The sequence below is a fragment of the Martinezella lusitana genome (genome assembly GCF_900094565.1).
GTDB classification, from domain to species: Bacteria; Pseudomonadota; Alphaproteobacteria; order Rhizobiales; family Rhizobiaceae; genus Rhizobium; species Rhizobium lusitanum.
Window position 1 is genome coordinate 600,240 of the sequence record NZ_FMAF01000001.1, and the last position, 12,529, is coordinate 612,768.

Sequence of the window (12,529 nt, forward strand, 5' to 3'; positions counted from 1 at the left end):
TCCGATCGATCACGATGCGGTTACCATTGCTCGCTCTTGCTTCCAGTCCGGCGCAGGATAGACTCCAACCTTCATCCCCTGCGCAGAACGGAAATACCGATGACGCAACGCCCGCTGACCACGATCGGCTTCGATGCCGATGACACGCTCTGGCAGAACGAACAATTCTACCGGCTGACGGAACAGCAGTTCATCGATCTGCTCTCCGACCATGCCGACAGCGACCGTGTTTCGGCGCGGCTGCTGGAGGCGGAGAAGCGCAATCTGCGCCACTACGGCTTCGGCATCAAAGGCTTCACGCTCTCGATGATCGAGACGGCGATCGAGATCACGGAGGGCCATGTGCCGGCGACCGTCATCGCCGAGATCCTCGATATTGGCCGGGATCTTCTCGCCCATCCCGTCGAAACGCTGCCGCATGTCCGCCAGACGCTGGAAGCGCTGTCCGGCAACTATCTGCTGGTGCTGATCACCAAGGGCGACCTCTTCGATCAGGAGCGCAAGCTCGCCCAGTCCGGCTTGGGCGATCTCTTCGATGCGGTCGAGATCGTCTCGGACAAGAACGCCTCCACCTATCGCCGCATCTTTTCCAAGGTGGGCGACGGACCGGAGCGGGCGATGATGATCGGCAATTCGCTGAAATCCGACATCGTGCCGGCGCTTGCCGCCGGCAGCTACGGGGTCTTCGTGCCGCACGAACTCACCTGGGCCTTCGAACATGTCGAGGAGCCCACGGAAGCCCCGCGTTTCCGCAAGATCGGTCATCTCGGAGAATTGGCAAGCGTAATCGAAGGGCTGTCCTGAGCCCTACTGCCCCTGCTTGGAACGCGGCGGGAAAAGCATCGGTCCCTGATCCTTCCGCTGATCGGCGGGCGGTTGCTGCGCGGCCGGCGGATTGGGATCGATGAGGATTTCATAGGGCGCGCCGAGACCGCGACGACGCGTGACGCGAGAATAATAGGGCTTGATCAGCCAGGTGGTATCCTCGTTGACTGTGACATCAGCGGTGTTGCCGTCCTCGTCCGTGCCGAAGAAGGATTCGTCATCGTTCGAGGACAGATCGAAAATCGCCATATAGGTGTATGGGCTCTTCGAACTGAAGGTGATCCGCACATGCTGGCCCTTCTTGAGCGCCAGCATGTAGACCTTGCCCTTGCCGAACTTCGTCCAGCCCGTCAATTTCTCGAGCACGGCAGGCAGGCCGATCTTCTCGATCGTCTCTCCCCGATCGAGCTGCGGCAGTTGCAACTGCTGCTGCGTATCCTCCGCATAGACGACCCGGCCGTCAAGGAGCGCGAGGACGGACAGCGAAAGACCAAGGGCCAGACCTTTCATGGCCGCACCAATGCGCGGCGCATCGCCTCCACCTCTTTCCGGCAAAAGCAACCCTCTATGTGATCGTTGACGAGGCCCATGGCCTGCATGAAAGCGTAAACTGTCGTTGGGCCGACGAAAGTCCAGCCGCGCTTCTTCAGATCCTTCGAAATCCGCACGGAAGCAGGTGTCGTCGGGTTGGCGCGAAGGTGCGCAAAGTCGAAGACATCGGGGCGCTCCGCAGTGCCGGGCTCATGGCTCCAGAAATAGCGGGCGAGCGATCCGAATTCCCCGCGCAGCTCAATGGCGCGGCGGGCATTGTTGATGGTGGAGACGATCTTGCCGCGATGGCGGATGATGCCCGCGTCACCAAGGCAGCGTTCGATATCTGCCTCTTCGAACCGGGCAACCTTCTCGAAATCGAAACCGGCAAAAGCGGCACGAAAGTTCTCGCGCTTGCGCAGGATCGTCAGCCAGGAGAGGCCGGATTGAAAGCCCTCCAGGCAGATCTTCTCGAACAGCCTGATGTCGTTTACGACCGGGCGCCCCCATTCCTCGTCGTGATAGCGCAGATATTCCGGCAGATTGCCGTGCCAGAAGCAGCGGTCCTTGCCGTCCTCGCCGGTGATGATGCCCGTTTCGGTCATTTTTGCGATTCGTCTCCCAATTCAGCGGGCACCACCGGAAACCGGTAAGCAACTATCGGATAAAATCAGATCAATCAAACGCTTAAAATCATAGACGCATTTCGGCGATCGCGCATTCCGATTCCAGATTTACCACTTGCAAACCATATTTCCAAACCAGGCGGTAACCCTGACAAAGCTTTATCGGCTTTCCGGCATTTTGATGAATAGATGTTTACCATTCGCTCGCGCGCAGGTGGCACCATAGTCGTGACCGGGCGCTGTCGCGCCCATCCTCGGCCCATGTGTAGAGAGTTTGTCCGATGATGAAACACGCCATTCTATGTGCTGCCGGCGCCTTGAGCCTGGTTGCCTCAACCGCCTTCGCAGACGATCGCTACCAGTCGCGCCCGCCTGTGATCGTCAGTCCCGATCTGACCGCTCCCTGGGTGATGCAGCTCGGCGGCAACGGCGTCCAGCCGGTCGTCTATCCAGTTCGTCCGATGGCGCGGCGCGCCGCCGAACAGCAGGTCAATCCGCAGGTTCGCCAGGTCGTGCAGCCGCGTGGGCTGTTCTCGCGTCCCGTCGTGCAACAGGTCGCCATGGCCCGCCCGCAATATCCGGCAATCCGCGGCCAGATCGATCCTCAATTCCTGCCGCAGGTCGTCGACTACCAGACCAAGGAAAAGCCCGGCAGCATCGTCATCGACACCAACAACCGCTTCCTTTACCTGGTGATGGAAGACGGCAAGGCACGGCGCTATGGCGTCGGCGTCGGCAAGCCCGGCTTCGAATGGGCCGGCGCCCACACCGTCACCCGCAAGCAGGAATGGCCGGACTGGAACCCGCCGTCCGAAATGGTGGCACGGGAAGCTGCAAAGGGGCACTATCTGCCGGCACACATGGAAGGCGGCGAAGGCAATCCGCTCGGCGCGCGCGCCATGTATCTCGGCTCAACCCTTTATCGCATCCACGGCACCAACGCGCCCTGGACGATCGGCAACGCCGTCTCGTCAGGCTGCATCCGTCTGCGAAACGAGGATGTCATCGACCTCTATAACCGGGTGAAGGTCGGAACCCGCGTTATCGTAATGTGATCTGCAGATCACTCTGGGGAATGCGCGGCGATCTCGCTCCCGATCGAAGGAGCCTCGGGGTTCGCCGCGCCAGCCTTATCCTCCCACACACTACAGCCCCGACTATAGCCGACCGGACGACAGAAGAGATGGCGCTCCTTTGAGGCCAATCTTTGCATCGGACATTTTGATCTTGATCCCCTCGCAGGTTTCGGTAGTTTCTTGCTGAATTCAGCGAGGGGAATGACATATGAAACCAGCACTATCCGTCGTGGCGGCAGGCGTCGTTACGGCGTGTCTTCTTGCGGCATCGAACGCCGCGGCTTTCAGCGCTTCCGCACCCTATGCGGCGCCGGCCACGCGCAGCGATGTGATCCGGGTGGCGATGGAGCCGCGGGGCCAGGTCAAGCCACAGTTCCAGCGGCGGTTGGTCAGGCTGGCGACCAACGAGCAGCCGGGCACCATTATCATCGATACCAACAACAAGTATCTCTATCTCGTCGAAGGCGATAACCGCGCGCGACGCTACGGCATCGGCGTTGGCCGCGACGGCTTCGGATGGTCGGGCGTCGTCAAGGTTGGCCGCAAGGCGGAATGGCCGGGCTGGACGCCGCCGCCGGAAATGCGTGTCCGCGAAGCCAAGAAGGGCCACAAGCTGCCAGCCTTCCAGGAAGGTGGCGAGGACAATCCGCTCGGCGCACGCGCCATGTATCTCTATCGCAACGGCAACGACACAGCCTTTCGCATCCACGGCACCAATCAGCCCTGGAGCATCGGCCTGAACATGTCCTCCGGCTGCATCCGCATGATGAACAAGGATGTGACGGATCTCTACGATCGGGTGCCGATCGGCACCAAGGTCATCGTCGTCGGGCCCGGTAACAAGCAGGGCGAGGTCAGCTATCAGGATCGCGGTGTCGACGTGCTGAGGACGATCTTCGGCGGCTGACCGGCTGATCCCGTTCGCGACTCACACTCAAGCCTGAATCACGAGCGCCCTGAGCCATGGACAGGCTCAGGGCGCTCGTGTCGCCTTGGAACACGGCTCCGTTTCCGTTTCGTACCGGTACGGTGAAGCGCGCTGTTGCGTTGTTGTTACATCCTCGAACTTATCGGGACTGACTTCCGGAAAATGGCCGCTTATATTCAGTTTCGTGTCAGTTTTCCCGCCTAAGCCACATCCAGTTACCAGTGTGTGCAATAGAACTGTCATGGAAGCGCGTTTAGATAGCATCAATTTGCCATCCGGGGATTTCATATGCATCGCGCATTTCGCATCAAGCAGCCGGCTGTCGCCGCGCTTGCGATTTCAGCATTCCTATTCGCCGCCAACTCTGCCTCGGCGGAAATGCAGTTTTCAGCTTATGGCGGCTTCCAAGGTGCCACCGGCAGCAATGTGAAGACATCGGACGGTGCCGATTTCGACCCCAACTGGTCGGGAAAATCCTTCAAGATGCCGCCCTATTTCGGCTTCCGCGGCATCTGGTGGCTTGACGAATTCGACAAGTCGAACTGGGGCGTGTCGCTCGACTACACCCATGCGAAGGTTTACGGCGATCTCGGCAATACGCCCGGCTGGTCACATTTCGAGTTCACCGACGGCCTGAACATGCTGACGCTGAACGCGCTCTATCGCTTCCAGGATCCGACCCGCAAGTGGACGCCCTATGTCGGCCTCGGCGCCGGCATCAACGTGCCGCATGTCGAAGTCACGCGCTCGTCGGGCCGCACCTTCGATTACGAATTCGGCGGCGCGTCGCTGCAGGCACAGGCCGGTGTCAGCTACCAGTTCAGCAAGCGCTGGTCGACCTTCGTCGAATACAAGGGCAACTACAATTTCGTGGACAATGTCTCGATCGACAGCGGCGACACGCTGAAGACCAGGGTCTTCACCCACGCCCTCAACTTCGGTGTCTCGTTCAGCTTCTAGAAATATTTTGGCTGGGCTAGCGATGGATCCCCTAAACCGGTTCAGGGTTAGGGGATTTTGTGCTATGCAATAGAGCATGAGCTTTTCTTATTATCGGTGTGACTGGATCCATCCGGAAAGCGAGGAGCCGGTCGTCGTCTACTACGAGGTCGATGTCGCCGGCGACGTTCCGCGGCTGATCGACGTATTCGCTGACGGTCGCCGGCAATGCATGTCGGTTGCCGATTTTTCCGCGCGCGAGCACGACATGCGGCGCATCACCAGCCTGGTGGAAGGCTCGTTTTACGACGGCGTTGCGGATCTGGTGGACGGCATCTTCTTCGAGGAAGGGCAGGAGCGCATCAGCATGACGCAGATCGCTGCCGATAAATTCGAGATCGAATGGCAAACATACCGCCCGACCCCGCCGGACAAATTACATTAGAGCGGTTGCGCATTTCACGGAATCGCTTAACCGCTCTATGTTGTTTTACGCACTTTCGGACGGAAAACCGCTGCGCACTTTTCCTGGAGTTGCTCTAGGCTGCCGCAGGCTCCAGTCCCTTCAACTTTGCCGGCATGTCGCCGCCATAGGCCCAATCCAGCAATTCGACCGTATGCAGAATGGGAATGCCCGTTGCCGTCGCGATCTGCGTGATGCAGCCGATATTGCCTGTCGCGATGACATCGGCTCTCGTCGCTTCGAGATTCCTGACCTTGCGGGCCTTCAGCTCGGCTGAAATCTCCGATTGCATGATGTTGTACGTGCCGGCCGAACCACAGCAGAGGTGCCCTTCCGCCGGGTCGCGCACCGTGAAGCCCGCCGCTTTCAGCAGGAGTTTCGGCGCCATGGTGATCTTCTGCCCATGCTGCATGGAGCAGGCGGAATGATAGGCAACCGCGATGCCGCGTGGCATGTGCGAGGGCAGATCGAGGCTCGCGAGATATTCGGTGATGTCCTTGGCAAGCGCCGAAACCCTGGCCGCCTTTTCGGCATAGGCGGGATCGAGGCGCAGCATGTGCCCATAGTCCTTGATCGTCGTGCCGCAGCCGGATGCAGTAATGATGATCGCATCGAGCCCTCCGGCCTCGATCTCGCGCATCCACACGTCGACATTGGCACGGGCGGCGGCAAGCGCCTGCTCTTCCCGCCCCATGTGGTGCACCAGCGAGCCGCAACAGACTTCCCCCTGCGGCACGATCACCTCGACGCCGAGGCGCGTCAGCAGGCGGATCGTCGCCTCGTTGATCCCCGGATCGAGCACCGGCTGGGCGCAACCCGTCAGGATAGCCACCCGCCCTCGTCGCTCCGCCTGCGGCTCGTGCCGACCGGGCTTGGCAAACGCGGAGGGTGCAGGAACCGTGCGGGGCGCAAGATCGAGCATGGCGGCAAAGGGTTTCAGCGCCGGGATGCGTTTCAACGCACCTTTAAGCGGCCGAGCAAGGCTGGCGAGATGCAAAGCCAGCCGGAAACGGCCGGGATACGGCAAAACGACCGCCAGCACATTGCGGGTTAGCCGATCCATCAGCGGGCGCTTGTAGGTATTCTCGATATGGACGCGGGCGTGGTCGATCAGGTGCATGTAGTCGACACCCGAGGGACAGGTGGTCGCGCAGGCGAGGCAGGAAAGACAGCGGTCAATATGCGTTGTTACCTCGGCATCGGCGGGCCTGCCGTTTTCCAGCATATCCTTGATGAGATAGATGCGGCCACGCGGACTGTCGAGTTCGTTGCCAAGCGTCACATAGGTGGGACAGGTGGCTGTGCAGAAGCCGCAATGCACGCATTTGCGCAGAATGGCCTCGGATTCGGCCACATGCGGATCGGCAAGCTGGGCAGGGGTGAAATTGGTTTGCATCAGGCTTTCCCTACTTTCTCACCGATGAAGAGAAAACCGCGCAGAGCCCCCTCGTCCGCCCTATCGGGCACCTTCTCCCCGAGGGGAGAAGGGGAGACAGGCACTCTCGCCGTCTTCTTGCCAGCGAGGGCATCGAGAAGCGGCGCAGAATCGGGTGATCCCCTCTCCCCCACGGGGAGAGGGCTAGGGTGAGGGGGGGCCAAGCCAAAGACGCCATCCGCATCACCCCATCTTCCCGGGATTAAAAATTCCCGCCGGATCGAATTTTTCTTTCACGCGCGCCGAAAGCAGCGCCACGGCCTCTGGCTCCGGCTGGAAGGCTGGTGTCGTCGCGCGGTGGGCCGGCGTGGCGCGCAGCAAGGTCGCATGGCCGCCACCCAGCGCATGAATATAGCGGCGCAGCACGTCACCTTCCGGCTCCGCCTCCATCCGCATCCAGACAAGACCGCCCTGCCAATCATAATAGGCATCGACGCCGGCTTCCAGGCGAAGCGCGGCAACGAGTTGGTGGCCGATGCCGGGCGCGACCGACACGCGCCAGACGGGGCGCATCGTGCCATCGACATAGGGCTTCACATCGCGGATTTGCCGCCAAAGCCTGTGGCTTTCTTCTTCCGCGAGACGCGTCACCCGACCAAGGCGGCTCATGGCGGCAATCAGTTTCTCCGCTCTTACCGAAACGGAGCCAGGCAGACCCTCGATGCGCAACACCGTCGCCTCGCCTTCCGGCAGCTTGCCGTCCAGGAAGCACCAGCCGACCGTAAGCGGCAGATGGGCTGCCCCCGATATATCGAGCGGCAGCGCCATGGCGGCGGCCATCGCATTGGCCGCCTCGGCGTCGTTGAGGCCGGAAACGATGATCGTCTCTTCCGTCTTCGCTCGCGGCGGCACGCGGAAAGTGACCTCGGTCAGAAGGCCGAGGGTGCCATGCGAGCCCGCCATCAGCTTGACCAGATCGAGGCCGGTGACATTCTTCATCACCCGCCCACCGGCCTTGACGATCTCGCCCCTGCCATTGACGAAGCGGACGCCAAGCAGGCTGTCGCGCGCGGCTCCGCTGACGAAGCGGCGCGGGCCGGAAATGTTGGCTGCAAAGACGCCGCCGATCGTCGGCTCGCCCTCGGTCGCCATCAGCGGCCGGTGGTCCATCGGCTCGAAGGTCATCATCTGGCCGCCTTCGGTCAGTGCCGCTTCGATCTCGGCAACCGGCGTGCCCGCACGCGCGGTCATCACCATCTCTCCGGGATTATAGGCGACGATTCCGGTGAGGCTGCGCGAAGACAGTGTGGCTTCGGCGGCAACCGCATTGCCGAAGCCGGAGCGCGTATTGCCGCCGACAACCGCCAAGGCCGCGCCGCGCGCCGCATGGTCGCTGATGATGGAGGCCGCCTCCGCCTCCGTCTTCGGATGGAATTCGCTCATGCCGCGTTGCGTCCATCCAGCGGGAAGACCTTGGAGGGATTGAGGATCCAGCCCGGGTCGAAAGCCGCACGCACCGCCATCATCTGGTAGAGATCGACCTGCGCATATTGATGCCGCATCAGGTCGCGCTTCTCGATGCCGACGCCGTGTTCACCGGTCAGGCAGCCGCCGGCGTCGACGCAGAGCCGCAGAATATCGTTGCCGGCCGCCTCCGCCTTGGCCGCCTCCTCGGGATCGTTGGCGTCGAACAGGATCAGCGGGTGCATATTGCCATCGCCGGCATGGAAGACGTTGGCGACCCGCAGACCGTAGCGATCGACGATCTCAGTGGTTTTTTGCAGAACATAGGAGAGCTGGCTGAGCGGCACGGTGCCATCCATGCAGATGTAGTCGGCAATGCGGCCGGTGGCGCCGAACGCGGATTTGCGGCCCTTCCAGATCAGCGCCGCCTCCGTCGCCGACTGGCATTCGCGCACGGTCTTGACGTTATGACTGCGGGCGATGTCGACGATGCTTTTCAGCATGTCGTCCATTTCGGCTTCTGAGCCCTCGACTTCGACGATCAGCAGAGCGCCGACGTCGAGCGGATATCCCGCATGGGCAAAGGCCTCGCAGATCTCGATCGCCTGCTTGTCCATGAATTCGATGGCGACGGGAACGATGCCGGCCGCGATGACATCGGCGACGCAGGCACCCGCCTCCTCCGACGTGTCGAAGCCGAACAGCACCGGCCGGGCACCCTCGGGTTTGGCAATCAGCCGTACCGTCGCCTCGGTAACGATGCCGAGCTGGCCTTCCGAGCCGCAGACGAGGCCGAGCAGATCGTAGCCCGCCGCATCCAGCGCCTTGCCGCCGAGATCGATGATCGTGCCGTCGCTCAGCACCAGCTTGACGCCGAGCAGATTGTTTGTCGTGACGCCGTATTTCAGACAGTGTGCGCCGCCGGAATTCATGCCGACATTGCCGCCAATGGTGCAGGCGAGCTGAGAGCTCGGGTCCGGCGCATAGAAGAAACCATCGGCCGAGACGCTTTCAGAGACGCTCAAGTTGGTGACGCCGGCCTGCACCGTCGCCGTGCGATTGGCAAAATCGATGTCGAGGATGCGGTTCATCTTGGAAAGGCCGAGCACAACGGCGTCTTCCTGCGGAATGGCGCCGCCGGAAAGCGAGGTGCCCGCGCCGCGCGGCACGACGGGAATGCCGTAGCGATGGCAGTATTTCATCACGGCCGCCACTTCAGCCGTCGAGCGCGGCAACGCAACAGCGAGCGGCACGCGACGGTAGGAGACGAAGGCATCGGTTTCGAACGGGACGAGCTCGCGCGCCTCATGGATCAGACATTCGGGCGCCAGAAGATCGGCAAGGTCGGCAACGATGGCGCTGCGGCGGGCAAGAACGTCCGCGCGCGGCTCCAGAAATGAAATGGCCTCGGCCATGTCGTCCTCCTCCTGCATCCGACTTCGACGCAGCCTCTTTTAACGCATAACACGCTTACCGCCTTCCCAAAATCGGCGCAAATGATAAGCATTTATTCCAAAACAGGAAATAGTTGCGAATGACCACAAACCTAGGGGATCTCGAAATCTTCGCCAGCGTCGTCGCAACGGGCAGCATGTCGCTCGCCGGCCGCGCGCTCGGCTTTTCGCCGGCTGTCATCTCCAAGCGCATCAAGCGCCTGGAAGACAGGCTTGGCACGCGGCTGCTGCAGCGCACGACACGACAGATTTCGCTGACGGAAGCCGGCCAGGGCTTCTACGACCGGGTGCTTGCCATCCTCGCCGGGCTGGAAGAGGCGGAAGCCTATATTGCTGGCCGTTCGGCGCAGATGCAGGGCACACTGAAGATATCGGCCCCGACGTCCTTTGGCCGGCTGCACATCGCCCCACACCTGATATCCTTCATGCAGGCCCATCCCGAACTGGCGATCAATCTGGTGCTGAGCGACGAATTCGTCGATATCGTCGGCGGCGGCTACGATCTTGCCATCCGCATTGCCGAACTCACCGATTCCAGCCTCGTGGCCCGCCGGCTGGCGCCGGTGCGCAGGGTGCTCTGCGCTTCACCCGCCTATATCGCTGCCCACGGCATGCCCGAGGATATCGAGGATCTGCGCCGGCATACCTGCCTGCCGGCGCATAATCACGATCCCTGGCGGCTCGACGGTCCGAAGGGAGGGCTGACCTTCCGGCCGGAGGGAAAGCTGATCACCAATTCCAGCGAGGTGATCCGCGAAGCCGTCATTGCCGGTCTCGGCATCGCGCTGCGCTCCACCTGGGACGTCGGCCCCGAGCTTCGGGACGGCCGCCTCGTGCAGGTGCTGCCGGCCTATGAAGGGTCGCACAATGTCACCCTCTCGGCCGTTTATCCGAGCCGGCAATTCCTGCCGGCGAAGGTCCGGGTCTTCATCGATTTCCTGACGGAACTTTACGGCCCCTTGCCCTATTGGGAGCGGTAGAAGAGCTTTTCCCAGGATCGAGGAGATCAGCATGTCCGCCCTTGAAAGCATCCGCTCCGATCTATCCCGCACAACCAGGACGCGGTTCACCGTCATTCTTGGCGACATCACCAAGCTTTCGGTCGACGCTGTCGTCAATGCGGCAAACAGCAGCTTGCTCGGCGGAGGCGGCGTCGATGGCGCGATCCATCGCGCAGCAGGACCGGAGCTCGTTGCGGAATGCAGAATGTTGAACGGCTGCAAGACCGGACAGGCGAAGATCACCAAAGGATATCGCCTGCCGGCAAGGCATATCATCCACACGGTTGGCCCCGTCTGGAATGGTGGCGGCGACGGCGAGGAGGATCTCCTCGCAAGCTGCTATCGCAGCAGCCTCGGCCTTGCTCGGCAGCACGGCCTGAAGACTATCGCCTTTCCTGCCATTTCCACGGGCATCTATCGCTTTCCCGCTGCACCGGCCGCCGGGATCGCGACACGCACCGCCGTTGCCGAAAGCCAAGACGGCGCCTTTGACGAAATCATCTTCTGCTGCTTCGGCGACGAGATGGCCGGGCTCTATGACCGATGGCTGCCGGAGGCTCTGGCCAGGGCCTGACCGCATGGCCTGCTAGCGCGCCAGGTCCAGATAAGCGGAAGCGACCATGGCATCGATATCCTTGGGAACGGGAATGACGCAGGCCTCCTTGCCGAGCCCGCCCTTGGCAACGCGCTCCAGGCAGCGGGCCTGCAAGGTGAAGCCAAGATCCATGGATTCGACGCTGTTGCCGAGCGGACGCGGGCCGGCCAGATTGGCCATATGGCCGCTGCCGAGGATGTGGAGGGCGCGGCCGTCACGCATGCGCACGGTCTCGATATGCTCGGCGGCATAACGATCGACGCCGGCGACTTCGGGGCTGTTGCGGAACGCCTCGACATCGATCTCATGCGGGAAATGGCCGCCATTCATCAGGATTGCGCCGTCCTTGATCAGCGGCAGATCGGCCGCGGTGATGATATCCGGATAGCCTGTGACCGTGACGAGGATATCGGCAGAGCGGATTGCCGCCTCGCGCAGCGGTGTCGAGAAGCCGTCCAGATGCGCCTCCAGCGTCGTCACCGGATCGATATCGACGACGCTGACCGCGGAAAAGGCGTTGCGGAAGCATGCCGCCGTCCCCTTGCCGCAGGCGCCGTAGCCGAAGACGGTGACGCGTTTGCCATTGGTGGAGCGGTTGGTAAAGCGCAGATAGCTCTCGAACAGGCTTTGGCCAACGGCATGCCGGTTTTCCGCGAATTGCTTGATCGGGCTGTCGTTGATAACCAAGATCGGCATGTTGAGCTTGTCGCGCAGGGGCAGCAGCCGGGTGCGGCCTGACGTCGTCTCTTCGGTGCCGCCGAGAAGATTGGCATAGGGCTTTTCGGCGGCGCGAACGAATAGGTCGCCGCCATTGTCGAGCAGCAAGTTCGGCTTCTCGGCAAGGATCGCATCGAGGCTCGCGCCATGCTCATCGGCATTGCTTGTCTGCGTGGCAAAGACGGTGATGCCCTGAGCGCGGAGATAATCGACGGTTTCCGGCTGGGTGCTGTTGAGATTGCCGGTGCAGACGAGGTCCGCACCGCCAGCGCGCAGCGTCATCAACAGGGCGACCGTCTTCGGCTCCAGATGAATGCCGGTGCCGATGGTGAGACCGGCAAAGGGCTTCGTCGCATGAAACTCCTTGGCCGTCGCCGCCAGCAGCCGGCAGCTTCCGGCAACCCAATCGATGCGGGACAAAGAAGAAGACTGATCCATGATGCGCTCCTGGCGGCTGGTTTCATGCCGTGATCTGGCATGCCGGTCGGCGGCCTGTCGATGGACATTGGAATGCACAGCATGGCAGAAAATCTGC

General features: G+C 61.8%; 13 protein-coding genes. 7 read left to right on the forward strand and 6 right to left on the reverse strand.

What is annotated here, in order from left to right:
- Positions 1–99 precede the first annotated feature (99 nt).
- Positions 100–804, forward strand: a complete 705-nt coding sequence (locus GA0061101_RS02870; RefSeq protein WP_037200789.1) for an HAD family hydrolase — start codon at positions 100–102, stop codon at positions 802–804.
- Between the two features lie 3 nt (positions 805–807).
- Here GA0061101_RS02870 and GA0061101_RS02875 read toward each other — a convergent pair whose 3' ends face one another.
- Positions 808–1,335 (reverse strand): hypothetical protein, encoded by a 528-nt coding sequence (locus tag GA0061101_RS02875; RefSeq protein ID WP_092572970.1) that lies wholly within the window; start codon positions 1,333–1,335, stop codon positions 808–810.
- Positions 1,332–1,961, reverse strand: a complete 630-nt coding sequence (locus tag GA0061101_RS02880; protein WP_037200786.1) for a DNA-3-methyladenine glycosylase I — start codon at positions 1,959–1,961, stop codon at positions 1,332–1,334. Before GA0061101_RS02880 ends, GA0061101_RS02875 begins: the two co-directional genes overlap by 4 nt.
- Before the next feature lie 302 nt (positions 1,962–2,263).
- Here GA0061101_RS02880 and GA0061101_RS02885 point away from each other — a divergent pair, with 302 nt between their 5' ends.
- The 4 genes from GA0061101_RS02885 to GA0061101_RS02900 all read left to right on the forward strand — a co-directional run bounded on the left by GA0061101_RS02885 (position 2,264) and on the right by GA0061101_RS02900 (position 5,370).
- Entirely contained in the window at positions 2,264–3,037 is a 774-nt protein-coding gene (locus GA0061101_RS02885; RefSeq protein ID WP_092572971.1) for a L,D-transpeptidase, read from the forward strand.
- A gap of 229 nt (positions 3,038–3,266) precedes the next feature.
- Complete coding sequence (locus tag GA0061101_RS02890; RefSeq protein ID WP_047560778.1) at positions 3,267–3,965, forward strand: L,D-transpeptidase; 699 nt, start codon at positions 3,267–3,269, stop codon at positions 3,963–3,965.
- Between the two features lie 309 nt (positions 3,966–4,274).
- Positions 4,275–4,946 carry an outer membrane protein gene (locus GA0061101_RS02895; RefSeq protein WP_037200780.1) on the forward strand — a complete coding sequence of 224 codons (672 nt, stop codon included), beginning with the start codon at positions 4,275–4,277 and terminating at the stop codon, positions 4,944–4,946.
- A 76-nt stretch (positions 4,947–5,022) separates the two neighbouring features.
- The gene (locus tag GA0061101_RS02900; RefSeq protein ID WP_037200779.1) at positions 5,023–5,370 is read left to right on the forward strand and encodes a DUF6881 domain-containing protein; all 348 of its coding nucleotides are present in this window, start codon (positions 5,023–5,025) and stop codon (positions 5,368–5,370) included.
- Between the two features lie 94 nt (positions 5,371–5,464).
- Here GA0061101_RS02900 and glcF read toward each other — a convergent pair whose 3' ends face one another.
- The 3 genes from glcF to GA0061101_RS02920 all read right to left on the reverse strand — a co-directional run bounded on the left by glcF (position 5,465) and on the right by GA0061101_RS02920 (position 9,642).
- Positions 5,465–6,784 carry a glycolate oxidase subunit GlcF gene (gene glcF, locus GA0061101_RS02905; RefSeq protein WP_092572972.1) on the reverse strand — a complete coding sequence of 440 codons (1,320 nt, stop codon included), beginning with the start codon at positions 6,782–6,784 and terminating at the stop codon, positions 5,465–5,467.
- A gap of 222 nt (positions 6,785–7,006) precedes the next feature.
- Positions 7,007–8,206, reverse strand: a complete 1,200-nt coding sequence (locus GA0061101_RS02915) for an FAD-binding protein (RefSeq protein WP_092572974.1) — start codon at positions 8,204–8,206, stop codon at positions 7,007–7,009.
- Positions 8,203–9,642: an FAD-linked oxidase C-terminal domain-containing protein gene (locus GA0061101_RS02920; RefSeq protein WP_047561094.1), complete on the reverse strand. Its 1,440-nt coding sequence runs from the start codon at positions 9,640–9,642 to the stop codon at positions 8,203–8,205. The genes GA0061101_RS02915 and GA0061101_RS02920 overlap by 4 nt, the downstream gene beginning before the upstream one ends.
- A gap of 119 nt (positions 9,643–9,761) precedes the next feature.
- On the opposite strand from GA0061101_RS02920, the gene GA0061101_RS02925 reads away from it, so the two are divergent.
- Both GA0061101_RS02925 and GA0061101_RS02930 read left to right on the forward strand, forming a co-directional pair.
- On the forward strand, positions 9,762–10,661 hold the full coding sequence (locus GA0061101_RS02925; protein WP_037198940.1) for a LysR family transcriptional regulator: 900 nt from the start codon (positions 9,762–9,764) through the stop codon (positions 10,659–10,661).
- Positions 10,662–10,692: 31 nt separating this feature from the next.
- Complete coding sequence (locus GA0061101_RS02930; RefSeq protein WP_092572975.1) at positions 10,693–11,256, forward strand: O-acetyl-ADP-ribose deacetylase; 564 nt, start codon at positions 10,693–10,695, stop codon at positions 11,254–11,256.
- Positions 11,257–11,268: 12 nt separating this feature from the next.
- Here the strand turns inward: GA0061101_RS02930 and GA0061101_RS02935 are convergent, their stop codons facing one another.
- Positions 11,269–12,432, reverse strand: a complete 1,164-nt coding sequence (locus GA0061101_RS02935; protein ID WP_092572976.1) for an adenosylhomocysteinase — start codon at positions 12,430–12,432, stop codon at positions 11,269–11,271.
- Positions 12,433–12,529: the final 97 nt, after the last annotated feature.